This is a genomic window from Streptomyces sp. A 4/2 (assembly GCF_940670765.1).
GTDB lineage: Bacteria > Actinomycetota > Actinomycetes > Streptomycetales > Streptomycetaceae > Streptomyces.
In genome coordinates this window covers 452628-477620 of the sequence record NZ_CALNVW010000020.1, presented here as the reverse complement: position 1 = coordinate 477620, position 24993 = coordinate 452628, and the positions used below count along the sequence as shown (strand labels likewise).

Annotated in this window: 17 protein-coding genes; 11 read left to right on the top strand and 6 right to left on the bottom strand. The window is 71.0% G+C overall.

The features are described from left to right. Nucleotide 1 precedes the first annotated feature (1 nt). Nucleotides 2-781, bottom strand: coding sequence for an SAM-dependent methyltransferase (locus NBY69_RS16745; RefSeq protein ID WP_250301739.1), 780 nt, complete (start codon nt 779-781; stop codon nt 2-4). 171 nt (nt 782-952) lie between these two features. Beyond that, complete coding sequence (locus NBY69_RS16740; protein ID WP_250301738.1) at nt 953-3442, bottom strand: glycoside hydrolase family 3 C-terminal domain-containing protein; 2490 nt, start codon at nt 3440-3442, stop codon at nt 953-955. Between the two features lie 147 nt (nt 3443-3589). Here NBY69_RS16740 and NBY69_RS16735 point away from each other — a divergent pair, with 147 nt between their 5' ends. Continuing rightward, the gene (locus tag NBY69_RS16735; RefSeq protein ID WP_250301737.1) at nt 3590-4933 is read left to right on the top strand and encodes a transglycosylase family protein; all 1344 of its coding nucleotides are present in this window, start codon (nt 3590-3592) and stop codon (nt 4931-4933) included. Here the strand turns inward: NBY69_RS16735 and NBY69_RS16730 are convergent. After that, nucleotides 4903-5925: a DMT family transporter gene (locus tag NBY69_RS16730; protein ID WP_250301736.1), complete on the bottom strand. Its 1023-nt coding sequence runs from the start codon at nt 5923-5925 to the stop codon at nt 4903-4905. The two genes, NBY69_RS16735 and NBY69_RS16730, sit on opposite strands and share 31 nt — an antisense overlap. Nucleotides 5926-6321: 396 nt before the next feature. Further along, complete coding sequence (locus NBY69_RS16725; protein ID WP_250301735.1) at nt 6322-7347, bottom strand: LacI family DNA-binding transcriptional regulator; 1026 nt, start codon at nt 7345-7347, stop codon at nt 6322-6324. Nucleotides 7348-7545: 198 nt separating this feature from the next. On the opposite strand from NBY69_RS16725, the gene NBY69_RS16720 reads away from it, so the two are divergent. Continuing rightward, nucleotides 7546-10086, top strand: a complete 2541-nt coding sequence (locus NBY69_RS16720; protein ID WP_374211287.1) for a PA14 domain-containing protein — start codon at nt 7546-7548, stop codon at nt 10084-10086. A 244-nt stretch (nt 10087-10330) separates the two neighbouring features. Next, nucleotides 10331-12676, top strand: a complete 2346-nt coding sequence (locus NBY69_RS16715; RefSeq protein ID WP_250301733.1) for a GH92 family glycosyl hydrolase — start codon at nt 10331-10333, stop codon at nt 12674-12676. Between the two features lie 64 nt (nt 12677-12740). Here the strand turns inward: NBY69_RS16715 and NBY69_RS16710 are convergent, their stop codons facing one another. After that, entirely contained in the window at nt 12741-13154 is a 414-nt protein-coding gene (locus NBY69_RS16710; protein WP_250301732.1) for an SH3 domain-containing protein, read from the bottom strand. Nucleotides 13155-13427: 273 nt separating this feature from the next. Here NBY69_RS16710 and NBY69_RS16705 point away from each other — a divergent pair, with 273 nt between their 5' ends. Further along, the gene (locus NBY69_RS16705) at nt 13428-14882 is read left to right on the top strand and encodes an SDR family NAD(P)-dependent oxidoreductase (protein ID WP_250301730.1); all 1455 of its coding nucleotides are present in this window, start codon (nt 13428-13430) and stop codon (nt 14880-14882) included. Between the two features lie 75 nt (nt 14883-14957). Here NBY69_RS16705 and NBY69_RS16700 read toward each other — a convergent pair whose 3' ends face one another. Beyond that, entirely contained in the window at nt 14958-15500 is a 543-nt protein-coding gene (locus NBY69_RS16700) for an inositol oxygenase family protein (protein ID WP_250301728.1), read from the bottom strand. A 292-nt stretch (nt 15501-15792) separates the two neighbouring features. Between NBY69_RS16700 and NBY69_RS16695 the strand changes: the two genes are divergently transcribed. From NBY69_RS16695 to NBY69_RS16665, 7 genes are all read left to right on the top strand, one after another. Further along, nucleotides 15793-15963: a hypothetical protein gene (locus tag NBY69_RS16695; protein ID WP_250301774.1), complete on the top strand. Its 171-nt coding sequence runs from the start codon at nt 15793-15795 to the stop codon at nt 15961-15963. Between the two features lie 215 nt (nt 15964-16178). Beyond that, nucleotides 16179-18548 carry an alpha-L-fucosidase gene (locus NBY69_RS16690; protein WP_250301726.1) on the top strand — a complete coding sequence of 790 codons (2370 nt, stop codon included), beginning with the start codon at nt 16179-16181 and terminating at the stop codon, nt 18546-18548. Between the two features lie 148 nt (nt 18549-18696). Beyond that, nucleotides 18697-20769 carry a SpoIIE family protein phosphatase gene (locus tag NBY69_RS16685; RefSeq protein WP_250301724.1) on the top strand — a complete coding sequence of 691 codons (2073 nt, stop codon included), beginning with the start codon at nt 18697-18699 and terminating at the stop codon, nt 20767-20769. 139 nt (nt 20770-20908) lie between these two features. After that, nucleotides 20909-22312, top strand: coding sequence for a wax ester/triacylglycerol synthase family O-acyltransferase (locus tag NBY69_RS16680; protein WP_250301722.1), 1404 nt, complete (start codon nt 20909-20911; stop codon nt 22310-22312). Between the two features lie 19 nt (nt 22313-22331). Continuing rightward, nucleotides 22332-23288: an aldo/keto reductase gene (locus NBY69_RS16675; protein ID WP_250301720.1), complete on the top strand. Its 957-nt coding sequence runs from the start codon at nt 22332-22334 to the stop codon at nt 23286-23288. Between the two features lie 4 nt (nt 23289-23292). After that, on the top strand, nt 23293-24135 hold the full coding sequence (locus NBY69_RS16670; protein ID WP_250301719.1) for an amidohydrolase: 843 nt from the start codon (nt 23293-23295) through the stop codon (nt 24133-24135). A gap of 34 nt (nt 24136-24169) precedes the next feature. After that, complete coding sequence (locus tag NBY69_RS16665; protein WP_250301717.1) at nt 24170-24922, top strand: LytTR family DNA-binding domain-containing protein; 753 nt, start codon at nt 24170-24172, stop codon at nt 24920-24922. Nucleotides 24923-24993 lie beyond the last annotated feature (71 nt).

The window sequence follows — 24993 nt, the reverse complement described above, 5'->3', positions numbered from 1 at the left end:
CTCACGGCACGCGTGCCACGCCCACGTACCCGGGATACGGCGTCTTCTCGGGGGCGGGAGGTTCCTGGTACCACTCGGGTCCCGTGACCACACCGGGTTCGACGAGGTCGAGACCGTCGAAGAAGCGCGTGATGTCGGCGCGCGTCCGGGGCTGGAAGGGAATCCGGCTGGAGTACGTACGGGCCACTTCCCCGGCCTCGGGGAGCGAGTCGAGGCTGGCCTGCGCGAGCACCAGGTAACTGCCCGGAGGGAGCTGGCCGACGAGGGTGCGCACAAGGGCGTGCGGGTCCTCCCCGTCGAGGATGAAGTGCATGATCGCGACGAGGGACAGGGTGACGGGGCGGCTGAAGTCCAGGAACGTACGGGCGTGGTCGAGGATCGCCAGCGGATCGCGGACATCGGCCTCGATGTAGTGCGTGGCCCCCTCGGGGGCGCTGACGAGCAGGGCTTCGGCGTGGCGCAGCACGATGGGGTCGTTGTCCGCGTAGACGACCCGGGCGGCCGGAACGATCTGCTGCACGACCTGGTGCAGATTGGGCTCGGTGGGGATCCCGGTGCCGATGTCCAGGTACTGGTCGATGCCCTTGCGCGCGGTCCAGGCGACGGCACGGTGCATGAAGGCCCGGTTCTGCTTGGCGCCGACCCGGATGAAGTCGCCCATTTTCTCGCCGAGTTCCCGGTCGGCGAGATAGTGGTCCTTGCCACCCAGCAGATAGTCGTAGACGCGGGCCGGGTGCGGCTTGCTGGTGTCGATCGGGTGCTGAGGGTTGCCTGCCGTCATGGAGAGCTCCGTTGCGGGTCCGGACATGGCGCGTGAGATCGAGCCGGGCCGTCAGCCGGCCACTGCGGCGTCCCCGCACCGTCCCGCTGTCCGTCCTCTGCGCAGTCTGTCACTCCGGCCGGAAAATGTCGGCCGGTGAGCAGCTCCGGCGAGCGGGCCGTGAGCGGTGGGTCAGCGGGGCGTGACCGTTTCCGACCGCTCCCCGGCGGCCTGCCACGCGGGCGCGGGGACCCGGATCTCCGCGGTCAGCGGCAGATCCCCGGCCGACCGCCCCGCGTACACCGTGAAGTCCCCCGGCTCGGTGCGCCAGCCGTGCTCGGTCACGGACCAGTGCTCCAGCGCCCGCCGGTCCACCCGGACCACCGCCTCCGCGGTTTCGCCCGGCCGCGCGCGCACCGCCGCGTGGCCCGCGAGCCAGCGGGCGGGCCGCTCCACGGCGGTCTCCGGACGCGCGAGATAGACCTGGACGACCTCTCGGCCCTCGCGCCCGCCCGTGTTGCGTACCTGTACCCGCACCTCGAACGAGCCGTCGGCGGCCACCGATCGGGGCACGTCGAGCCGTTCGTACTGCCAGCTGGTGTACCCGAGGCCGTGCCCGAACCAGTACGCGGGCGCCGACCGTCCGCGCAGCCAGGCGCGGTAGCCGATGTGCAGGCCCTCGTCGTAGCGGAGGGCGCCGCGGTCCGGGACGGTGTCCAGCACCGGGACGTCGCTCTGCCGCACCGGCCAGGTGGTCGGCAGCCTGCCGCCCGGTTCGGCCCGCCCGAGGAGTACGTCCGCCAGCCCGTGCCCCGCCTCCTGCCCGGGAAACCAGCCGATGAGCAGCGCGGCCACCTCCTCGCGCCACGGCAGGGCGACCGGACCGCCGGAGTTCACCAGCACCACGGTGTCCGGGTGGGCGCCGGACACGGCCCGGACCAGCGCGTCCTGCCCGTCCGGCAGCGACAGCGAGCCCCGGTCGCTGCCCTCGGACTCGGTCGCCTCCGTGGTGCCGACGACCAGCACCACGGCATCGGCGGCGCGGGCGGCCGAGACCGCTTCGGCGAGGGCCGCGGCCGGGCAGCCGGGCGGCGGCGCGGCGGCGAGGACCGTGGCGACGCCGGTGTCCGGGGCCAGACCGCGCCGCGCGACGACCTCGTACCCCTGACCCGCGGTGAGCGGGAGCGTCGCGCGACGGTACGGCGGCGACACATGGACCCGGGTCGGATCGTCCGTGTCACGGGCGAACTCGCCCGCCAGGACGGTCCGGCCGTCCACGGCCAGGGAGATCGGCCCGAACCCGCCGACCGCCAGCGTCCACTCGCCCGTCACCCCGGGCCGCAACAGGGCGCGGATCTCCACGGTGGCCGCGCCGTCCACCCCCGCCGGTTCCACGATCCGCCCCGACAGCCGGTGCTCCGCGTGCAGCTCCCTGCCCTCGGCATCCAACAGCCGTACCAGTACCCCCTGTTGGCCGGACATCGGGTTGCGCGCCAGCGCCCCTGAAAGCGGCACCGGCCGCCGCTCGGGCGGCACACCCGGCGCGTGGAGCACCCGCACATCAGGGCCCAGCGCCTGCCGGATCCCCGCCAGCGGGGAGACGGTGCGCGCCGGAAACACCTCGGCGCTCCCACCGCCCTGGATCCGCGGCTCGGCGGCCCGGGGACCGATCACGGCGACCGTTCGCAGCCGCCCGGGGTCCAGCGGCAGCACCGGCCCGGCGCTCCCGGTGTTGCGCACGAGTACGGTGCCCGCCGCGACGGCCCTGCGCAGCAGCGCGCGCCGGTGGGACTCCGGCACCACCGGGCGCCACCGGGGCGCGGGGGCGCCCAGCGCTCCCACCCGGTCGGCCAGCCGCAGCAGCCGGCGCACCTTGTCGTCCAGTGCGGACTCCGCCACCGCTCCTGTCCGTACGGCTGCCAGCAGCGCGTCCCCCCAGGCGCTCTCGGGCCCCGGCATGGCGAGGTCCTGCGCGGCCCGCGCGGTCTCCACCGTGCTGCGCACCGCGCCCCAGTCCGAGACGACCACGCCGTCGAACCCCCAGGCGCCCTTCAACGGTTCGGCCAGCAGCGGGCTCGCCGACATGGTGGCGCCGTTGACGCGGTTGTACGCCGACATCACCACCCACACACCGGCGTCGACGGCGGCCTCGAACGGCGCGAGATAGACCTCCCGCAGGGCCTGCTCGCCGACCCTCACATCCACCGTGAGCCGGTCCGTCTCCGCGTCGTTGGCCACGAAGTGCTTGGCCGTGGCGGCCACTCCGCCCTCCTGGACCCCGCGGATCACCGCCGCGCCGGTACGCGCGGTGAGCAGTGGATCCTCGGCGTAGCACTCGAAGTGCCGGCCGCCGAGCGGGGTGCGGTGCAGGTTGAGTGTCGGTGCGAGCAGGACGTCTACTCCCTTGCGCCGGGCCTCGAAGGCGAGCAACCCGCCCATCTCCTGGGCCAGTTGCTCGTCCCAGGCCGCCGCGAGGGCGGTGGGGGAGGGCAGCACCAGCGAGGTCTCCCGCTCGTCCCACGACTCGCCGCGCACACCGACGGGACCGTCCGAGGTGACCAACGGGCGCAGCCCGACGGCCGGTTCGCCCTGCGTACGCCACCCGGACGCACCGGTCAGCAGACGTACTTTGCCCGCCGGACCCAGCGACGCGACCAAGGCGTCCAGCTCTTCGTCCGTCATGACGGCCCCCTCCGCGCCCCTGTTCGGAGAGCGCTCTCCCGTATCGGCTGCAAGGCTACGGTGAACACGCGCTCTTGTCATTCCCTCCACAGGGGCCGTACTTTTGCGCCCTGCGACATGTCCGACGTGCCAGTGGGGGAGCCGAGTATGGCCGCATCCGGTCGTCATCGCCGATACCAGCCGAGCCGAATCAACCGTGCCTCACTGTCCGTCACCGCAGGAGGAGCCGGGATCGCCCTGCCGCTGCTCACGGCGGGATCGGCGGGCGCGGCGTCGGTGGATGTCTGGGACAAGGTCGCCCGTTGCGAGTCCACCAGCAACTGGCAGATCAACACCGGCAACGGCTATTACGGCGGGCTCCAGTTCAGCAGCACCACCTGGCAGGCGTACGGCGGCGGCGCGTACGCCTCCCGCCCCGACCTGGCGACCAAGCAGCAGCAGATAGCCGTGGCCGAGAAGGTGCTCCAGGCACAGGGGCCCACCGCCTGGCCGGTCTGTTCGGTGCGCGCCGGGCTCGCCCGGGGCGGCGCCGCGCCGAAGATCGTCGTGGAGGCACGGACCGACGCACGACCCGAAGCGCGAACGAAGGCGCAGCCGAAGAGCGAACCGGGCAGAGCCGGGCCCGCGTCAGGAACCGAACCGAAGTCCACGGCGAAATCCACCGCAAAATCCACCGCGAAATCCGCGTCGAAGTCCACATCGAAGACCGCGCCCGGAACCGCCTCGGAACCCGCTTCAGACTCCCACTCCCACGCGTACACCGTGGCCAGTGGTGACTCGCTCTCCCGCATCGCGGAGGCCGAGGAGGTCGACGGCGGCTGGCACCAGCTGTACGCGGCGAACCGCACCGTGGTCGGCAGCGACCCCGACCTCATCTACCCGGGGCAGCGGCTGAGTCTGAGCGCACAGCGCCACCCGCACACCGCCCCGGAGCACGCGACGGGCAGTGCACCGGCCACGGCCGGGCCGAAGACCAGGCCCCGGCCGGCCGAGCACCAGCAGGCCAAGCCGAAACCGGCCAAGCCGAAACCGGCCAAGGCCAAACCCGCAGCCGCACCCGAGAAGCACCATCACACCACCCGGACCACGACGCTCATCGCACCCGTGAACGGCCACCACACCACCCCCTACCGCGCATCGGGCGGCTCCTGGTCGAGCGGTCACCACACGGGCATCGACTTCCCGGTCTCGACCGGCACCTCGGTGAAGGCGATCGCCGCGGGCCACGTCGTCTCGGCGGGATGGGGAGGCGCGTACGGCTATCAGGTCGTCATCCGGCACGCGGACGGCAAGTACAGCCAGTACGCCCATCTGTCCGCACTCACCGTCCGTGCGGGACAGAGTGTCCGAGAGGGCCAGCGCATAGCCCGTTCCGGATCCACCGGCAACGCGACGGGGCCCCATCTGCACTTCGAGGTGCGTACAGGGCCGGAGTACGGCTCGGACGTCGACCCGCTGGCCTACCTGAGGGCGGGCGGCGTCGCCGTCTGATCAGCTTTCCCGGAGGCCTTTCCGGACGCCTTCCCGGACCCGTCGGGCGCCGTGCGGGGCCTCGGTGACGATCCCGTCCGGGTCTTCGCCGGCGATCCGTACGGCGGAGGGACCACGGCCGGCGGCCGGGGCTGTGAGCGGCGCGGTGGTCCGGGCTGCTCGGCGGTCGCGGAGAGCCGCTCCGTGGTCAGCAGGATCAGCCCGCCCGCCGCGACGATCCCGCAACCGAGCGCGAGTACGGTGCCGGCCACGCCGTACCGGAAGTCCTCGCCGAAGAGCGTGACCCCGATCGCCGCGGCGAGAACAGGGTTGACGACGGTAACTGTCGCCAGCGGGGCGGCGAGTCCGGCCCCGCGGTACGACGCCTGCGAGAGCAGCACTCCGGTCGCCGCGAACCCGGCGATGGCCAGCAGGCTCGGCCACTCGGCCACCGGCGTCCGCCAGGACCAGTCCATCGCGACGGTCTTGGTGAAGACCGAGGCCGCACCGAAGGCCACACCGGCGGCCGTCGCCACCACCACGCTGCGTACGACCGGCTTGTGCACCCGGCGCGCGGCCAGGAACAGCAACGCGATCCCGCCGAAGGTCGCCAGCGCCAGGACGGTCCGCTCCCCGCCAGGTAGCGAGGAGTCGTCGGACCCCTCGGTCAGCGCCAGCAGTCCGGCCAGACCGACCGTGGCCATGATCGCACCGCGCCAGGCGGTCGCCCCCGCTCTGCGGCGTACGAACACCGCGGCCATCGGGAGCGCGAAGACTATCGTCAGCGCGCCCAGCGGCTGTACCAGACTCAACGGCCCGTAGGCCAGTGCCACCACGTGCAGCCCGGCGCCGAGGCCGTTCATCGTCATGGCGGCCCACCAGCCGCCGTGACGCAGAGGTGCGTAGGGGCTGCCGGGCGTGTTCACGGCCACGCGCTCCTGCACGATGGCCCCGCCCGCGTAGGCGACCGCGGAGACCAGCGACAACAGTACGGACAGCGCGAGGGCACTCATGTTCTCAACGATCTCCCCTTCCGGACCGGATGTCGTCGTTCCCAGGCACCGAATCCGTCGTACTACCAGAGCAGTACGGCACTCCCTCCTAAGTCGTCCTCCCGGCGGTCGTCCGGGCCGCCACATGTGGAAACGGGCACCTCAGGGGTACTTCGAGGCTACGCCGGGAACACGGCGGAGGCGCGGGGAGGAACCAGCCGGTCCGCGGAGGCAGACCCGGCTTCGCGTCGTGAAGCCGGGCAACCGGCGTGCGCTCGGTGGTGACGTCGTCGCCCCGCGGAACCGAGCAGGACGGCGTTCTTCCCTCGCCGCCGGCCGACGCGATCATCCGGTCCGCGGCCCGCCGCTTACACCGGTCGGCCCGTTCCTGCTTACACCGGTCGACCCGTTCCCGCTTCACCGGCGGCCAAGCGTGCTCTCCCGCTCCACCAGGCGGAATTCCGCGGCGAGTTCACGTCCGACGTGCGCGTCCGGCCGCTGGCCGGGGCCCTGGAGCCCGCTGATCACGGACTCCACCGCGAGCCGGGCGATCGACGGCTTGTCGGGGGAGACCGTAGTGAGGGTGACCGCTCCGAACCGCCCCTCCGCGATGTCGTCGAACCCCACCACCGCCACATCCCACGGCACCCGCAGTCCCCGCTCGGAGAGCACCCGCATCGCCCCCACCGCGACCAGGTCGTTGTAGGCGAACACGGCGTCCGGACGCCGGCCCGATTCCAGCAGCCAGGCCATCGCCTGGGCGCCGTCCCCGCGGTCCCAGCCGCTGGTGGGAGCCACCAGGGTGTCCGGTGCGGGCAGCCCCGATGCGGTCAACTCCTCGCGCCAGCCGCGCAGTCGGAGCTGCGCCGGACGGTTGACGCGGTCGGTGCGCGCACCGAGGTACGCGATCCTGGTGCGGCCCAGCCCGACCAGGTGCCGCACGGCGGCGCGGGCGGCGGCGACGTTGTCGATCGCGATGTGGTCGTACGGCAGGTCGTACTCCCGCTCGCCGAGCAGGACCAGCGGCGCGTCGTGGCTGCGACCGCGCAGATCGTCGGCCTCCAGCTCGATGGGGCTGAGGATCAGCCCGTCGGTGACCCGGGACCGGAAGCCCTGGCTGACCAGGATCTCCTGCTCGCGCTCACCGCGGGTGTGGTCGAGCAGCACGGTGTAATCGTGCTCGGCCGCCGCGTCCACCACCGCGCCCGCCAGCTCGGCGAAGTACGGGTTGCCGAGCTCGGGGACGGCCAGGGCGAGGATTCCGGTGCGCCCTTTCCGCAGGTGGCGGGCGGTGAGATTCGGTACGTAGCCGAGCTCGTCGATCGCCGCCCGCACCCGGGCCCGCATCGCCGGTGTCACGTGCTGGTAGTTGTTCACGACGTTCGAGACGGTCTTGATCGAGACGCCCGCGAGCCCGGCGACGTCCTTGAGGTTCACGCCCACTGGGCCTCCCCTCCGAGTTGTCATGCACCTGGACAGCGGGTAGGAGTCGTGCTCTCATGCCAACTGCCGTTCCTTCCAACGTTGTACAGACTGCCGCAACGAGCCGCCACCCTTCCTCACCAAGGAGGATCCGTGCGCATCAGAAGACGACTGGCCCTACTCCTCGCCGCCGCTGTCGGCGTCGCAGGGCTGTCCGCAATGCCCGCAGCCTCGGCGTCGCCGGAACCGGCGAGTTCTGCCGAGGTGCACGGCCTGAAGGGCGACTACTACACCCAGTCCGCCCCCGGCGCCTTCGACTTCGACCAGCTCAAAGCCACCGGCTTCGACCCCGCCATCGACTTCCCCACTCTGGAGTCACGGCTGCAGTCCGCCACCGGGCAGTCGGACAACGACAGCATCCGCTGGACCGGGAAGATCGTCCCGGAGAAATCCGGCTCCCACACCTTCTCGATGATCGGTGACAACGGCTTCCGGCTGTGGATCGACGGAAAGCTCGTGATCGACCACTGGGTCGACGACTGGGAGAAGGAACAGACCTCGCAACCGGTCGAGTTGACCGCGGGCAAGGCCTACGACCTCAAGGTCGAGTACTTCGAGCACGAGGGCGGTTCCAACCTCCATCTCAAGTGGACGCCGCCCGGCGGGAGCGAGCAGCCGGTCCCGCAGTCGGCCTTCCGGCTGCCCGACGGGTACGACTACGACGGAGCAGTCGCCGCCACCGTCCAGAAGGACGGCCGCACCCTCAAACTCGACTTCGCCCAGCAGATCGCGGCCCCGCCTGCCGGTCTCGCCGACCACTTCGAAGCCGTCATCGGGGGCGCGACCTGGCCGCTGGGCGCCGTCGAAGCGGACCCCTCGGACCCGCGCGGTCTCACCGTGGCGCTCAAGGAACCCGTCGTCGGCAGGAAGGGCGGCGGCGCCGCCGGACTGGCCGATGTCCGCTACGACGGACAGGGCGGTCTGAGCGGCCGGGACGGCAAGGCCGTCGGGGACTTCTGGTCGAGCGGCGCCAACAACTCCGCGTACGAACTGCGCACCAAGTGGGCGGACCAGGTCGGCCCCACCGACGCCCACCCCGAGTACCCGAGGCCCCAGCTGACCCGGGACTCCTGGCAGAACCTCAACGGCACCTGGCAGTTCGCCGCGGCCAAGGCGGGGGAGAAGCCCCCGGTCGGCAAGAACCTGGCCGAGAAGATCCTCGTCCCCTACCCGGTGGAGTCCCAGCTCTCCGGTGTGGAGCGGCACGAGGACCGCATGTGGTACCGGCGCACGTTCACCGTTCCCAAGGGCTGGAAGGTCGGCAGCGGCAAGCGCCTGCAGCTCAACTTCGGCGCCGTCGACTGGCAGGCCGAGGTGTACGTCAACGGCCGGAGGGTCACCGAACACAAGGGCGGCTACGACAAGTTCAGCGCCGACATCACCGACGCGCTGAAGCCCGGCCGCACCCAGGAAGTGATCGTCGGGGTCTACGACCCGACCGACGGCGACGGCGGCGAGAACCCGCCGATGGGCAAGCAGCGCCTGGACCCGAGCGGCATCTGGTACACGCCGTCGTCCGGGATCTGGCAGACCGTGTGGATGGAGCCCGTCGCCGCCGACCACGCGGACGCGCTGAAACTCACCCCCGACATCAAGGCGCAGCGGGTCGCCGTCGACGTACAGGGCGTCCGCGGCGGTGTGCCGGTCACGGCCACGGCGTACGACGGCAAGCGCGAGGTGGGTACCGCCACCGGCCGTACCGGTGCCACGCTCACCGTGCCGGTCCCGAAGCCGCATCTGTGGTCCGCGGACGATCCGCACCTGTACCAGCTGAAGGTCACCGTCGGCTCCGACCGCGTCGGCAGCTACTTCGGGATGCGCTCCATCGCGGTCGAGAAGGTGAACGGCACCCCGCGCACCGTGCTCAACGGCAAGCCCGTCTTCATGATGGCCACCCTCGACCAGGGGTTCTGGCCCGACGGGCTGTACACGGCGCCGACCGACGAAGCCCTCGCGTACGACCTCGAGATGCACAAGGCCATGGGCTTCAACTCGGTCCGCAAGCACATCAAGGTGGAGCCCGACCGCTGGTTCTACTGGGCCGACAAGCTGGGTCTGCTGGTCTGGCAGGACATGCCGGCCATGGAGGCGGGCACGAACCCGTCCGCCGCCGCTCGCACCGAGTACGAACACGAGATGAAGCAGATGATCGACCAGCACAGCAGCCATCCGTCGGTCGTCATGTGGGTGACCTTCAACGAGGGCTGGGGCCAGTACGACATGGCGCGCATCGCCGACCAGGCCAAGGCCTGGGATCCGACGCGGCTGGTCAACAGCATGTCGGGCATCAACCTGGGAGCCGACGGCGGAACCGGCGACATCATCGACGAACACGGCTATCCGAGCCCGGCGCTGCCCCGGCCCGACGGTGAACGGGCGCTGGTCAGCGGAGAGTACGGCGGTCTCGGGCTCGCGGTGCCGGGGCACGCCTGGGCGGTGCAGCAGTCGTACATCGCGGTCGACCCGGCCACGTACACCGACGACTACCTCGCCAAGCTCGACGAGGTGCGGGCGCTCGCCTGCCAGGGCAGCAACGGTGCCGTCTACACCCAGATCTCCGATGTGGAGGGCGAGTTGAACGGTCTGCTGACCTATGACCGAAAGATCGTCAAGCCCGATGTGAAGCGGGTCGAGGCCGCCCAGCGCGCGCTGATCCACGACGCCTCCCGGGCGGTCCGGGCAGGGTGCCCCGCCTCCTGACCTGTCCGCCGAACCGCCCGTGTTCTCCGGCCCGCCCCTCCCCGGGCGGGCCGGAGAGTTTCCCGTCCGAACCGGTCCGAACCCTTGACGGGCGCACAGCGGGACCCAACAATGATCGCGTTCTGACAACGTTGTCCACAGGGTGATCCGGCTTGTCGCACGCTTCGTACGAGCCGGGCCCGCGCCGGTTCGCCCAGCTGCCGGCGATTCCCGACCTCATCGATCCTCCCGGAGGTTCTCACCCATGCACTGGACCCAACGGCTGCGCGGCGCAGGGACGGCGATCGCCGCCGCCGCGCTCCTGGGCGGCGTCTTCGCCGCACCGGCGGCCCACGCCGCGGCGCCGAGTACGGGCAGGCTGACCGACCTGGTCAACCCGTTCATCGGCAGCCAGAACGAGGGCAACACCTACCCGGGGGCGGCAGTTCCCTTCGGGATGGTCCAACTGTCGCCCGACACCGGCCACTCCACCGGCTACGACTACACGGCCGACCACATCCGCGGCTTCAGCAGCCTCCACCCCTCCGGCGTCGGCTGCGGCCTCGGCGGTGACCTGCCCGTGCTGCCGACCACCGGGGACATCACCGAGACCGACAACGCGAAGTACGCCGCCGAGTTCAGCCACGACGGCGAGCAGGCGAGCCCCGGCTACTACAAGGTCGGGCTGAAGTCGTACGGCGGAATCACGGCCGAGCTGACCGCGACGCAGCGCACCGGCGTCCAGCGCTATACCTTCCCGGCCACCACCAAGGCCAACGTCCTGCTCAACGCGGGCCAGTCGCTGCACCGGACGGTCAGCACCTCGGTCGAGGTACTCGACTCGCGCACCATCAGGACCACCCTCACCGGCAGTGGGTTCTGCCAGGACACCAAGCCGTACACGCTGTACACGATCACCCGCTTCGACCGGCCCTTCACGACCTCCGGGACCTGGAAGGACGGCACCGTCACCGAGGGGTCGAAGAAGTCGACCGGCTCCGGCGGCAACGGCGCCTGGGTGCGGTTCGACACCACCAAGGACCGTACGGTCGAGGCGACCACCGCCCTCAGCTACGTCGACCCGGCGGGCGCGGCCCGCAACCTGCGGGCCGAGGGCGGCAGGAGCTTCGACCGCGCCGCGCGTGCCGCGCAGTCCACCTGGGAGAACCGGCTCGGCGATGTCCGCGCCCAGGGCGGCAGCGACACCCAGCGCCGCACCTTCTACTCGTCCCTGTACCGGTCGTTCCTCGGCCCCAACATCGGTGACGACGTCGACGGCCGCTACACCGGCTGGGACCAGAAGATCCACCGGGCCGAGGGCTTCACGTACTACCAGAACTGGTCGCTGTGGGACACCTACCGCACCCAGGCGCAACTGCTGTCGCTGCTCGCACCCGCCGAGACCCGCGACATGGCGCTCTCCGTACTGAAGATCGACGAGCAGAGCGGCTGGCTGCCCAAGTGGGGCTACGGCACGGTCGAGACCAACATCATGACGGGTGACCCGGTCACTCCGTACCTCACCAACGCCTACCAGCAGGGGCTGCTCAAGGGCCACGAGGAGCAGGCGTACCGCGCGCTCAAGAAGAACGCGGACGGCGTGCCCCCGGCCGGTTCCCCGGCCGTCGGCCGGGAGGGCAACAAGCAGTACCTGGCGAACGGCTTCGTCCCGTACATCAAGGACTGGACCCACGCGAAGCCCGGTGACTCCGACTTCGACCACGGCGGCTCCGCCACGCTGGAGTACGCGCTCTCGGACGCCATGCTCGGCCAGATGGCCGGTGACCTCGGCCACAAGGCGGACGCCGCGCGTTACGCGGCCCGCGCCCAGAACTACCGCAAGATCTTCGACAGTTCGACCGGCTTCTTCCGCTCCCGTGACGAGAACGGTGCCTTCGCCGGACCGGCGGACCCCGCCAAGAGCGAGGGCTTCCACGAGGGCACGTCCTGGCAGTACCAGTGGATGGTGCCGCAGGACCTGTCCGGGGTGGTGGACCTGATCGGCGGCAAGGACGCGGCCAACCAGCGTCTCGACTCCTTCTTCGCATACGACCAGCTGCTCGCCGACCCGGCGAAGACGGCCCGCGAGGTGTGGGTCAACGGTCCTTACGACTACTACAACGCCGACAAGTACAACCCGCAGAACGAGCCGGACCTGATCGCCCCGTACACCTACCTGTCGACCGGCCAGCCGTGGAAGACGACCGACGTGGTGCACGCCGCGCTCACCCTCTTCACGGACACCCCGACGGGTATGACGGGCAACGACGACATGGGCACCATGTCCGCCTGGGACGTCCTGTCCTCCATCGGCGTCTACCCGGTGCAGCCGGGCAGTGACACCTGGGGCCTGTCGACGCCTGCCTTCCAGCGGGTCGACATCAAGCTGGACCGCCGCTACTACCCGCACGGAAGCTTCACGGTGACGGCGCCGGGCGCCTCCGACACCGACCGCTACATCCAGTCGGCCTCCGTCGACGGCAAGGGGCACGCGAAGACGTATCTCACGACCGCCGAGATCCGCAAGGCGCGCACGCTGTCCTTCACCGTCGGGGCCGAGCCGTCCGACTGGGGCACGGGCGCCTCGGCGGCGCCGCCGTCCATCGGCTGACAGCGCAGCACAACACGGAACCGCCCGCCCCCGGTGACCGGGGACGGGCGGCTCTTGTGGTGGGTCAGCCCTTGGCGCCGCGCGGAGCGACGAAGGTCTGGCTTCCGTCGCGCATGACGTCCTTGCAGTACTGCACGTAGCCGGTGTTGTCCATGTACTTCGCCGAGACCCAGGTGGAGCGGTCACGCAGCAGGTACCAGATGTCGTTGCCCTCGATGTTCTGGGCGCGGACCTTGCAGCGCAGGCCGACCTGCTCGCGGTAGCGGAGCGACCCCTTCGCGGAAGAGTCGGTGCTGGGGTACTGGCGCTCGATGAGACCGGCGCCGGCGGTGACCGTGCCGTACGGACGCGGCGGAGCTGCCTGCGCAGGGGCCGCGGCGAGCAGCGTCGCGCCGAGAGCGGCGGCGGTGGCCAGTGCACCCGCCCCGGCGACGATCTTCTTGCCTCGGACAGAGCGGAGGACGGCATGTGTGGACAAGGAAGTCTCCTGTTCTTGTTGCGCAATGACACCCATTGACGCGAAAGAGACATTACGGCGCAAAGGTCCCAACGAGTCGGAGAAACCACGGTGTTGGGCCGAACGTGTGAGGTGAAAGTTGTCCGGGGCGCCGCGCGGGCGGCGGCTCGGGGTGTCCGCGTGCCCGGCTGCCGTTTTTGGCTTCCGGCCCGGCTGCGTATATCTTCGTCAGTTGGCCGTCGGTCGACTGCTGACCTGGTGCTACGGCGTAAGACATAAGACAGAGGAACGACGATGACGGTGACAGAGGACAGCCAGGCGTTCGGCCCCGGCATCGATCCGGAGCGGCTGGCTCTCTGCCTCAGCGTGCTCGAGGAACTGGACAGGATCGACGTCGACCACCCGGACGCGGTGGCCGTACGCCGGGCCACCGCGGGTGTCTACCGGACCGTGAAGCAGCGCCGCCGCCAGGAGCGCCGCGCCGCCAAGACCGCCCACGACAAGGCCGTCACCGAGGCCACCGCCACCGGCTCCGCCGAGCGCATCGACGACGAGACGCAGGGGGTGCTGCCGTCGTCGACGGCCAGTGGGGAGATCGCGGGCATACTCCAGCGCCCCCGATCCTGCTACATCTGCAAGACGCGGTACGTCGAGGTCGACGTCTTCTACCACCAGCTCTGCCAGGACTGCGCCGCGGAGAACCGTTCCCGGCGTGACGCGCGTACCGACCTGACCGGCAAGCGGGCGCTGCTCACCGGCGGCCGGGCGAAGATCGGCATGTACATCGCGCTGCGGCTGCTGCGCGACGGCGCGCACACCACCATCACCACGCGCTTCCCCAAGGACGCGATCCGCCGCTTCAAGTCGATGCCGGACAGCGCCGAGTGGATCCACCGTCTGAAGATCGTCGGTATCGATCTGCGCGACCCCGCCCAGGTCGTCGCGCTCGCCGATTCGGTCGCCGCCGAGGGGCCGCTGGACATCCTGATCAACAACGCCGCGCAGACGGTACGCCGCTCCCCGCAGGCGTACAGCGAACTGATCGCCGCCGAGACCGCACCCCTGCCCGCGGGCGAGCTGCCCTCGTCGCAGGTCATCGGTGCCTTCGGCAGCGGCGCGCAGGTGTCCCTGCCCAGCGCGCGGCCCGGCGGGCTGAGTGCCCAGGACGTCTCCGAGCTGGCGCTGGTCACCGGGTCCGCCTCGCTCGCCCGGATCGAGGCGGGCACGGCGATCGACGCCGGAGGTTTGGTGCCCGATCTGCACGACACCAACAGCTGGATCCAGACCGTCGAGGAGGTCGACGCGGTCGAACTGCTGGAGGTCCAGCTCTGCAACTCCACCGCGCCGTTCATCCTGATCAGCCGGTTGCGCCCGGCGATGGCCGCGGCCGAGGCCAGGCGCACCTACGTGGTGAACGTCTCCGCGATGGAGGGCGTCTTCAGCCGCGGTTACAAGGGTGCGGGCCACCCGCACACGAACATGGCCAAGGCCGCGCTGAACATGCTCACCCGCACCAGCGGCCAGGAGATGTTCGAGTCCGACGGCATCCTGATGACCGCGGTGGACACCGGCTGGATCACCGACGAGCGCCCGCACCCCGACAAGATGCGGCTCGCCGACGAGGGCTTCCACGCCCCGCTGGACCTCATCGACGGGGCGGCCCGGGTCTACGACCCGATCGTGCGCGGTGAGGGCGGCGAGGACCTGCACAGCGTCTTCCTCAAGGACTACGCCCCCGCCAACTGGTAGGCCCGTCCCGCCGACTGCCGGGTCCGGCCGCCACGTGTTTGCGGCCGGGCCGCCCGCAGTGCCCGGGGCGGCCCGTCAGAAGGCCTGTGAGGCAACCAGCTCCAGCACCGGACGCCAGTCCTCCATGACGCCCGCGTCGAGTCCCACGACCTTGCCCTCGTCGTCGGCCTGCCGCAGGATGACGGCGGCCTCCGCGAGTGGATCCGCCGCGAACGCGGCAGCCTCGGCAGGCGCCATCGCGCCGCCCTGGGCCCGCAGTGTCAGTGCGCTCTGCGGCGACAGCGGCCGTCCCGGCTCGATCGCCGCGAGATAGCGCTTCGCGGGCACGTGCAGCCGTACGAGTCCGGCCACCCGCCCGCCGAGCAGCGGGCGCACCGCGTCGGCGGCCCGGTCGGCGTGGCCCGCGTCGTCGCCCGGATGGAGCAGATGCCCCAGGTCGTGGACGAGCCCCGCGACCTGCAGCTCCTTGTCGCTGGGGTGCGAGCGGCGCAGCAGATGCGCGGTCTGGAGCGCGTGGTCGTGCAGGTCGACGGGATCCCCGCTGCGGTCCGGGGCGTCCCACGCGCCCCGGCAGCCGTGCAGCAGATCCATCAGTTCGTCCACGGTGGCCGGTGTCATGGCGATTCCTCCCCGGAGTGCCTTCGGGCGGAATCGAGCAGATCATGACGGGATGAACGTGCCGCTGAACACAGGGCAAAGAAAACTTGGCCATCCGAATGCCGCCCCTATCGAGCGGAACCCCGCTCATTTGGTTACTCTGATGTGGACGGTCAGCCGGCGGGACTCCACAAAGTTCCTCGGCCCGTCCCGGGACAGGCACGTACCAAGGCCGGGGTCCCGCCAGAAGACCGGCGCCACCGCGTCCGAACTGCCCCTGTCCACGCGGTAACGCGACACAAAGGAGTGCGCGGTGACACCAGAGACCATGACGAAGCGCGAGCAGCGCCCCGCAGAACGCAGTGATCGGGCCCGGCCCGAGAAGCTCCTCAACCTCGACGTCTGGGCCAGGTCGGCCCCGATCAGGCTGGCAGGTTACGAGGACGATCTCGCCGAGCCGCACATCCTGCAGGGAATCGACTGACCGCTTCTCTTCTGAGCGCACGGCGCCCGACGCATGCAGTACTGATGCGCCGGGCGCCGTTCTCGTTTCTCCGCCCGGCCGGTGGGGTGCGCGGTGCGGAGACCCGTACGTACAGGTTCATTTCCTCAGGCATCCGATGTCTGGGTGATGCAACTTCCACTCTGTGCGGTGAAGTGTATTGACAGGCGCCTGTGGTGCTCCAATCATCGGACCTCATGACCGAACTTCCTAGGCGCCATGTACTCGGAATGACGGCGGGCGCGGCAGTCGGCGCTGCCCTGCTCACCCCGGCCACGGCCGAAGCGGCTCCGGGAGCTCCAGCACTTCCGGGAGCGACGGAGACCGCCGGAAAGGCGAAGGGCGACTGGGGCGCGGTCCCGGCCGCCGTTCCCGTACCGCTCGACAGTTGGTTCGACAACGACGGGATCGACACGGCGGATGCCCGCGGAGGCGACTTCGACGGCTCCGGATACACCTTCCCCGGTGAAGAACTCCCCTCAGGAACAGTGCAGTTGAACGGCGTCCCGTTCCTCTTCCCGGCTTCCGCGGCGGGCGCCAAGAACAACATCGTGGCCCTCGGACAGCACATCGACCTGCCCCGGGGGAAGTATCTGTCCGGGTCGTTCCTCGTCTCGTGCAGTTACGGAGAGGCGTCCGGCCAGGCGACCCTGCACTACGCGGACGGCTCCACGTCCACGGCGGGGCTCGGGGGGCCGGACTGGTACGCGGGCGGCGGGCCGCTCTCGGCCCCCTACCGCTACACGGCCTCCGGCGAGAAGGACCAGCACCAGGTCAGTTTCGGGGTCGCCGAGCTGTCGATCGACCCGGCCAAGGAGGTGGTGGGCCTCACGCTGCCGACCACGAACCCCGCCGAGGCCGACAAGTCGTCCCTCCATGTCTTCGCGCTCTCCCTGCAGCCCGCGGCGGACGGAAGGGCGCTGGCCCTGCGGGACGCCCACTCCACCACCAGCCTCCTCGACTCCCGCGCGCAGAGCGTCGAGGTCACCGTCGTCAACGCGGGGACCGTCGCGATCCTCGGCGCCGACGCACTCACCGTCTCCGTGGATGTCGACGGCGCCGGGACGGTGATCCCCGCCCGGATCCCGAGGCTTGCCCCCGGCGACCAGGCCAGGGTGCGGATCGGGATCCGCAACAAGCCCGGCGTGAAGCCCGGAACCGCCCGCGACGGCCAGGTCGTGGCGCGGGGCCGCGGCCAGGACGCGGCCACGGCCCGGAGCAGGCTCACCCTCGGGGTGCCGGACTTCGCGGCCACCGACGAGTCGCTCTCCACCCATCAGGCGCCCTACTGGTTCCAGGACGCCAAGTTCGGGATCTTCATCCACTGGGGGGTCTACTCGGTACCCGCCTGGGCGCCGGTCGGCAAGCAGTACGCCGAGTGGTACTGGAACCAGATGCAGGACCCGAACAACGCGACCTACGCCCACCACCGCGACGTCTACGGCGAGAACTTCACCTACGACGACTTCATCCCGCGGTTCAAGGCCGAGAAGTTCGATCCGCGCTCCTGGGTCGAGCTGTTCCGGGACGCCGGAGCCCAGTACCACGTGCTCACCTCCAAGCACCACGAGGGCTTCGCGCTCTGGGACACCAAGGTCTCCGACCGCAACGCCGTGAAGATGGGCCCGAAGCGCGATCTCGTCAAGGAGCTCTTCGACGCGTCCCGCAGATACGCGCCGGAGCTCCACCGGGGCCTGTACTTCTCGATGCCCGAGTGGTTCAACCCGGACAACCCCTGGAGCGGGTACGCGCCGCGCAACCCGTACACCCTGGAGCCCGTCCCGTACACCGGCTACACCGCGGGCAAGGACTACATCAAGGACTACCAGGCCCCGCAGATGCTGGAACTGATCGACGGCTACGACCCCGAGGTGCTGTGGTGCGACATCGGCGGGGCGAACGACAGCCACCGGGTGCTGGCGGAGTACTACAACCACGCCAAGAACCGTGCCCGGCCGATCGAGGTCGCCGTGAACAACCGGTCGGGCATCGGCCCGCACGACTTCACGACGCCCGAGTACGCGACGTACGACTCGATCGTCACCGACAAGTGGGAGGCCAGCCGGGGGCTCGACCCGTACAGCTACGGCTACAACCAGGCCACTCCCGACAGCATGTACATGACCGCTGAGGAGATCGTGCACACGCTCGTCGACACGTCCAGCAAGAACGGCAATTTCCTGCTGGACATCGGACCGCGCGCGGACGGCACCATCCCCGAGATCATGCAGACCCGGCTGCGTGAGACGGGGAAGTGGCTGGAGGTCAACGGGGAGGCGATCTACGGCAGCACCTACTGGGCGCGGATGCCGCAGCTGGGTCAGGACCTGCGCTTCACGGTCCGGCCGGGCAAGGCGTTCTACATCCACTCGCTGGCCCGGCCCGGCGCCACGCTCACGGTCGAGGCGCCGGTACCGGCCCGCAGTGGCGACAAGATCACCATGCTCGGCCACGGGCGCCCGCTCAACTGGCGCACCAGCGGCGCCAAGCTCGTGATCGACGTACCCGCGGCGGCCCGTTCGGCGGGCAGGTACGCGTGGGTCTTCAAGGTCGAGCAGGTCAAGTAGGGGAAACCCCTCCCGGAGCCCCTCGGGTGACGGGTGGCGGGTCCGCCGGAGCACGTGAACCGGCGGACCCGCAGGCCGGTGTGCCGAGCCCGTCCCCGGCTGAACGGGACCCCTCGAAGAATGGGACAAACCATGGCAGAGTGATCGCATGGTTGAACGGGCACCGGGCGCCTTCTCCCTTCCTGCGGACTGGCCCGCCCATCCCGATCTGAGTCTTGCCCTCAACCGCATGGGCAGCTTCGACTGGGACCTCGACAGCGGGCTGATGCACCTCGATCAGGCCGCGCTCGACGTGTTCGACCTCTACGCGGACGAGTACGACGGCCGGCCCGGCTCGCTCGCCCGGCGGGTACCCCGGGAGGAGTCCTCCCGGCTGGACGCGCTGGTGTCCCAGGCGCTCAAGAACGGCAGCACGTTCTACGGTGCGTACTTCCGCATCCGCCGCCGGGACGGTTCGCTGCGCTGGACCCATACGCAGGGCGTCGTCCGCCGGGACACCACCGGCCGGCCGCACCGCATCATCGGCATCGTCAGACACGCGGCCCAGGAACTCGCGGACGCCTCCGTCCGGATCGCGCTCGACACCGAGGGCCGTCGCAGGACCAGCGTCGTCGCGGGCACCACCGCTGCCCTGGCGCACGCCCGTACCGTGCAGGACGTCATCGATGTGCTCAACGACTCCCGCGGGCTCGAATACCTCGGCGCGGCCAGCCTCGTGATGGGGCTCGTCGAGGCGGGCCGGCTCGTGCTCGTCGCCGAGGGGCCGGTGGGGGGTTTCGTGCCCGGTACCCGCTACACCCGCGTGGACGAACACTTCCCGATGAGTGAGGTGGTCCGGACCTTCGCCCCCCGTTTCATCGAATCGGCGGAAGACTTCGCTGCTTCCTATCCGCAGCTGTGGCGGCAGATCAAGGGTCTCGGCATCAGTTCGGCCGCCTACCTCCCGCTGATCGCGCAGGCCCGCCCCATCGGGGCGATCGGGCTGCTCTACCGCGACAAGACCGGCTTCAGCGCCGACGAGCGCAATCTGCTGATCGCGCTCGGCAGCTCCGTCGGCCAGAGCCTTCAGCGGGCCATGCTCTACGAACAGGAACACGACCTGGCCCAGGGCCTCCAGCAGGCCATGCTGCCGCGCCGGATCCCCTCCGTTCCCGGCGCACAGCTCGCGGTCCGCTACCGCGCGGCCCGCATCGGCCGTGACATCGGCGGCGACTGGTACGACGTGATCCCGCTGCCCAGCGGCCGGGTGGGCGCCGTCATCGGGGACGTGCAGGGGCACGACATCCATGCCGCGGCGGTGATGGGCCAGCTCCGCACGGTGCTCCGGGCCTACGCCGCCGAGGGGCACAGCCCGGCGACGGTGATGGCGCGCGCCTCCGAATTCCTGCACGACCTGGACACCGATCGGTTCGCGACGTGTCTCTACGCCGAGGCCGATCTCGCCACCGGCGTCGTCCAGCTCGTCCGGGCCGGGCACGTCGACCCGCTGCTGCGGGCACCCGACAGGACCTGTCGCCGGGTAGGGGTGGACGGCGGTCTGCCGCTGGGGCTCTCGGCGGAGTTCGGGGAGCTCGACTACCCGGTCACCACCGCCGAACTGGACCCGGGGCACACCCTGCTGCTCTTCACCGACGGTCTCGTGGAGGAGCCGGGCGCCGATCTGGACGACGGGATGCAGCAGCTCACCCGGCTCGTGGAGGGCGGCCCCCGGGATCTCCAACTGCTCGCCGACCAGCTGTGCGAGGTGGTCGACGAGCGGGGCGGCGAGGACGACGTCGCGCTGTTGCTGCTCCGCAGACAGGGCCTCGACGCGCCCCAGGACGGTGGCCGTCTCCAGCAGCAGGTGGGGCAGTCGGATCCCGCAGCGCTCAGCTCCGCCCGCCACATGCTCCGGGCGGCGGTACAGGCATGGGGGGCCGGAGAGCGCGCGGACGCGGTCGAACTCGCCGCGGACGAGCTGATGACCAATGCCCTGATACACACCGACGGCGGCGCCGTCGTCACCATCAGGATGCTCTCGCTGCCGCGCCGCAGGCTGCGCATCGAGGTCGACGACACCTCCAGCGCGCTGCCGCGCCGCAGGGAGGCGGGGGAGTCGGGGGTCTCCGGGCGCGGGCTGCTGCTCGTGGACCAGCTCGCGGACGAATGGGGCGTCGAATCCCGGGGCGCGGGCAAGTGCGTCTGGTGCGCATTCGACGTACCGGACCAGACGGAAATGTGACGGATACCGAACGGTAACTGTCAGTATTGGGATCGCACTTGACCGTAACCGACCATCGGGGGTTGGCTGCTGAGTCCGGAGACTCCGCCCCCGGACGTGCAGTACCGGCTCCCGACGACATCGAGGATCTGAGGATCTGTTGAGCACCGAGCTTCTGGCCCCGCTTGATCTCGCGTTCTGGCACCTCGAATCCGCCGAGCACCCCATGCACCTCGGGGCCCTCGCGGTCTTCGGGCCCGCTCCCGGCTTCGGGCCCGAGGAGGCCGTGGACCTGCTGGCGTCCCGGGCCGCTGCGATTCCCCGGCTGCGGATGTGCGTACGGACGGTGTGGCTGCCGCTCGGCGGGGCGGCCTGGTCCGAGGACCGGCACTTCGACGTGCGCCGTCATGTCCGGCCGGTCGCTGTCCCCCTCGGGGACGCCGACGGCGCCGGTGACTTCGGTGACTTCGCGGCCGGGGCCAACCGGCTCGCCGGAGAGCTGATGGAGCGACCGCTCGAACGGGGCAGGCCGCCCTGGGAGATGTACGTCCTGACCGGCGGCCGGGAACCGGGCGGCCCCTTCGCCGTACTGGTCAAGCTGCACCATGCGCTGGCCGACGGGATGCGTGCCGTCGCGATCGGCGCCGGGATCTTCGACCAGATCGCCGGCGGGCGCGCGGCCCCCGGCCGGCTGGTGCGCGCCGTACCGCCCCGGTCGTGGATGCCCGGACCGCGGCAGTTCGCCGGGTTCGCCAGGGAGCGGATCGAGGAGCTCGGGCAGGCCGTGGGGATCGGGGCCTCCGTGATGCGGGCGAGCCGGCTCGATCTGCGGGGCGGCTCGGCGCTGGCCGCGAGCTCCAGCGGCACCCGGCGGCTCGCCACCGCCGTGCTGGACCAGGAGGACGTCCTGCGGGTCCGCAGGACCGTGGGCGGCACGGCGAACGACGTCCTGCTCGCGGTGGTCGCGGGCGGGCTGCGGCGCTGGATGCTGGAGCGCGGTGAGCGACTGCCCGGGGCCGATCCGCGCGCCCTGGTGCCGGTGTCCCGCCGGCGTCCCGGCTCCCCGCCCGGCTCCGCCAACAAGCTCTCCGCCTATCTGCTCGGACTGCCGGTCTCCGAGCCCGATCCCTGGCTGCGGCTCTGCCGGGTACGTACCGCCATGGACCGCAACAAGGCCGCAGGGCCCTCGCGCGGCGCCGGTGCGGTGGCCGTCCTGGCCGACCGGCTTCCCCCGCTCGCCCACCGGGTCGGCGCCCAACTGGCCGGGAACGCGGCGCGCGTCCTCTTCGACGTCCTGGTGACCAGCGTGCCGCTGCCGCGCTCGACCCTGTCCCTGGGCGGCTGCCCGCTCCGCGAGCTGTACCCGCTGGCGCCGCTGGCCCACGGACAGTCCCTGGCGGTGGCGCTGTCGACGTACGGCGGGCAGGTGCATGTCGGCCTGGTCGCGGACGGCAAGGCGGTCCCGGATGCCGGACGGCTGGCGGCGTGTTTCTCGGACGAGCTCGGTGAACTGCTGAAAGTCACGGCCGCGAGATCCCTCCCAGGTGTTGACGCCCCGAAGTGATCCGATGAATATTCGTCCTATGCGGCGCAACAAGATCGGAAACAGCACGGTCGACATCACCGAACTGGCCTTCGGGGCAGCCGGTATCGGCAATCTCTATACTCAGGTCGCCCCGGAGGAGGCCCGGGAGGCAGTCGACGCGGCCTGGGAATCAGGCATCCGGTACTTCGACACAGCGCCGCACTACGGCCTCGGGCTCTCCGAGCGGCGGCTCGGCGAAGCGCTGCGTGACCGACCGCGCGGGGAGTACGTCATCTCGACCAAGGTCGGACGACTGCTGGAGCCCGACAGCGGCGAGGGCGACGACCTCGGGAACGGATTCGCGGTCCCCGCCACGCACCGCAGGGTCTGGGACTTCAGCGCGGACGGAGTACGGCGCAGCATCGAGGACAGCCTGGTCCGGCTCGGCCTGGACCGGATCGACATCGCCTATCTGCACGATCCGGACGGCCACGCCGCCGAGGCATTCGGCGCCGCGTATCCGGCCCTGGAGAAGCTGCGCTCCGAAGGCGTCGTGGGTGCGATCGGCGCCGGGATGAACCAGACCGCGATGCTGACCCGCTTCCTGCGGGACACCGATGTCGACCTGGTGCTCTGCGCCGGGCGCTACACCCTGCTCGACGGCTCCGCGCTCACCACCCTGCTGCCCGAGGCCACCGCCCGGCGCAGGAGCGTCGTCGTCGGCGGAGTCTTCAACTCCGGGCTGCTGGCCGATCCCAGGCCCGGAGCGACCTACGACTACAGCGCGGCGCCCGCCGCCGTGCTCGACCGCGCCCTGCGGATGAAGGCGGTCTGCGAACGGTACGGCGTCCCCCTGCGGGCCGCGGCCCTCCGCTACCCCCAGCGCCATCCGGCGGTCGCCGGTGTCCTCGTCGGCACCCGGTCGGCGGCCGAGGTACGGGACGCCGCCGAACTGCTGGGTCGCGACATACCGGAAGCCCTGTGGGGCGAGCTCGCCGAGCTCCAGGAGGTCTGAGCAGATGCGGATCATCGACGCGCACCATCATGTGTGGGACCTCTCCGTGCGGGACCAGGACTGGATCACCGGTCCGGAACTCGCCCCGCTGAGAAGGAACTTCGAGCTCGACGAGCTGGCCCCGCAGGCCCGCGCCGCGGGAGTGGACGCCACGGTCCTCGTGCAGACCGTCACCGTCGCCGAGGAGACCCCCGAGTTCCTGGCCCTCGCCCACGGAAGCGACCTGGTCGCCGGAGTCGTCGGCTGGACCGACCTGACCGCCCCCGGCGTCGCCGACACACTCGCCGCCCTGCGCGAACTGCCGGGCGGGGAGCACCTCGTGGGGATCCGCCACCAGGTGCAGGGGGAACCCGACACCGGCTGGCTGCTGCGCCCCGACGTCCGGCGCGGACTGGCGGCGGTCGCCGCGGCGGGGCTCGCCTACGACCTCGTCGTGCTCCCGCACCAGCTGCCCGTCGCCGCCGCTGTCGCGGAGCAACTGCCCGAACTCACCTTCGTACTCGACCATCTGGGCAAGCCGCCCATCGCCGACGGGACGCTTCAGCCGTGGGCCGCGGACGTACGCGCCCTGGCCGCACGCCCCAACACCGTCTGCAAGCTCTCCGGCATGGTGGGCGAGGCGGGCGCCGGCTGGACGACGGAGGGGCTGCGTCCCTACGCCGACACCGTGCTGGACGCCTTCGGCCCCGGGCGGCTGATGTTCGGCTCCGACTGGCCGGTGTGCGTCCTGGGCGCCTCGTACGGTGAAGTGGTCGACACCGCGAAGCGGTTGACGGAAGGACTGAGCGCCGACGAGCGCCGCCAGGTCTTCGAATCCACCGCCTCACGGGTCTACGGAATCGTCTGAGAGCCCACCGGGCCGGCGCCTACACTCCAGCCTCATGCTGCGCGTACTGGCCGTGGACGACGAAGCACCCGCCCTCGAAGAGCTGCTCTACCTCCTCCGCTCCGACACCCGCGTCCGTAGCGCGGAGGGCGCCGTCAGCGCCACGGAGGCGCTGCGCCGGATAGGCGGCGCCCTCGAAGCGGACGCCGACGACACCGCGGCCATCGACGTCGTCTTCCTCGACATCCACATGGCGGGGCTGACCGGCCTGGACATCGCCCAGCTGCTCGCGGGCTTCACCAGACCCCCGTTGATCGTCTTCGTCACCGCGCACGAAGGCTTCGCCGTCCAGGCCTTCGACCTGAAGGCGGTCGACTACGTACTGAAACCGGTCCGCCGGGAGCGCCTCGCCGAAGCCGTACGCCGGGCGGCCGAACTGGTCACCGACCGGGCCGCCCCGGTCCTGGACACCGCGGCCGACCAGATCCCGGTCGAACGCGGAGGCGTCACCCGCTTCGTCGCCGTCTCCGACATCACCTACGCCGAGGCCCGGGGCGACTACGCCCGCCTGCACACCACGGACGACAGCCATCTCGTCCGCGTCCCGCTGTCCACCCTGGAGGAGCGCTGGCGTACGCGCGGCTTCGTGCGGATCCACCGCAGCCATCTGGTCGCGCTGGACCGGATCGACGAACTGCGCCTGGACGCCGGATCCATGAGCGTCCGGGTCGGCGCGGTCGAACTCCCGGTCAGCAGACGCCACTCCCGTGCGCTGCGCGACCGGCTCATGCGCGGGGCGGGCCGCTGACAGGCTGTCGGGTGGCCTCGGACCGGACACGTGTGCGTGCCGGGGCCCGGCCGCCCGGCCGGCGGTCACCC

Coding starts and splice junctions, on each gene's coding strand:
- NBY69_RS16745 (WP_250301739.1), bottom strand. CDS start 781: ATGACGGCAGGCAACCCTCAGCACCCGATCGACACCAGCAAGCCGCAC.
- NBY69_RS16740 (WP_250301738.1), bottom strand. CDS start 3,442: ATGACGGACGAAGAGCTGGACGCCTTGGTCGCGTCGCTGGGTCCGGCG.
- NBY69_RS16735 (WP_250301737.1), top strand. CDS start 3,590: ATGGCCGCATCCGGTCGTCATCGCCGATACCAGCCGAGCCGAATCAAC.
- NBY69_RS16730 (WP_250301736.1), bottom strand. CDS start 5,925: ATGAGTGCCCTCGCGCTGTCCGTACTGTTGTCGCTGGTCTCCGCGGTC.
- NBY69_RS16720 (WP_374211287.1), top strand. CDS start 7,546: ATGCCCGCAGCCTCGGCGTCGCCGGAACCGGCGAGTTCTGCCGAGGTG.
- NBY69_RS16715 (WP_250301733.1), top strand. CDS start 10,331: ATGCACTGGACCCAACGGCTGCGCGGCGCAGGGACGGCGATCGCCGCC.
- NBY69_RS16705 (WP_250301730.1), top strand. CDS start 13,428: ATGACGGTGACAGAGGACAGCCAGGCGTTCGGCCCCGGCATCGATCCG.
- NBY69_RS16700 (WP_250301728.1), bottom strand. CDS start 15,500: ATGACACCGGCCACCGTGGACGAACTGATGGATCTGCTGCACGGCTGC.
- NBY69_RS16690 (WP_250301726.1), top strand. CDS start 16,179: ATGACCGAACTTCCTAGGCGCCATGTACTCGGAATGACGGCGGGCGCG.
- NBY69_RS16685 (WP_250301724.1), top strand. CDS start 18,697: ATGGTTGAACGGGCACCGGGCGCCTTCTCCCTTCCTGCGGACTGGCCC.
- NBY69_RS16675 (WP_250301720.1), top strand. CDS start 22,332: ATGCGGCGCAACAAGATCGGAAACAGCACGGTCGACATCACCGAACTG.
- NBY69_RS16670 (WP_250301719.1), top strand. CDS start 23,293: ATGCGGATCATCGACGCGCACCATCATGTGTGGGACCTCTCCGTGCGG.
- NBY69_RS16665 (WP_250301717.1), top strand. CDS start 24,170: ATGCTGCGCGTACTGGCCGTGGACGACGAAGCACCCGCCCTCGAAGAG.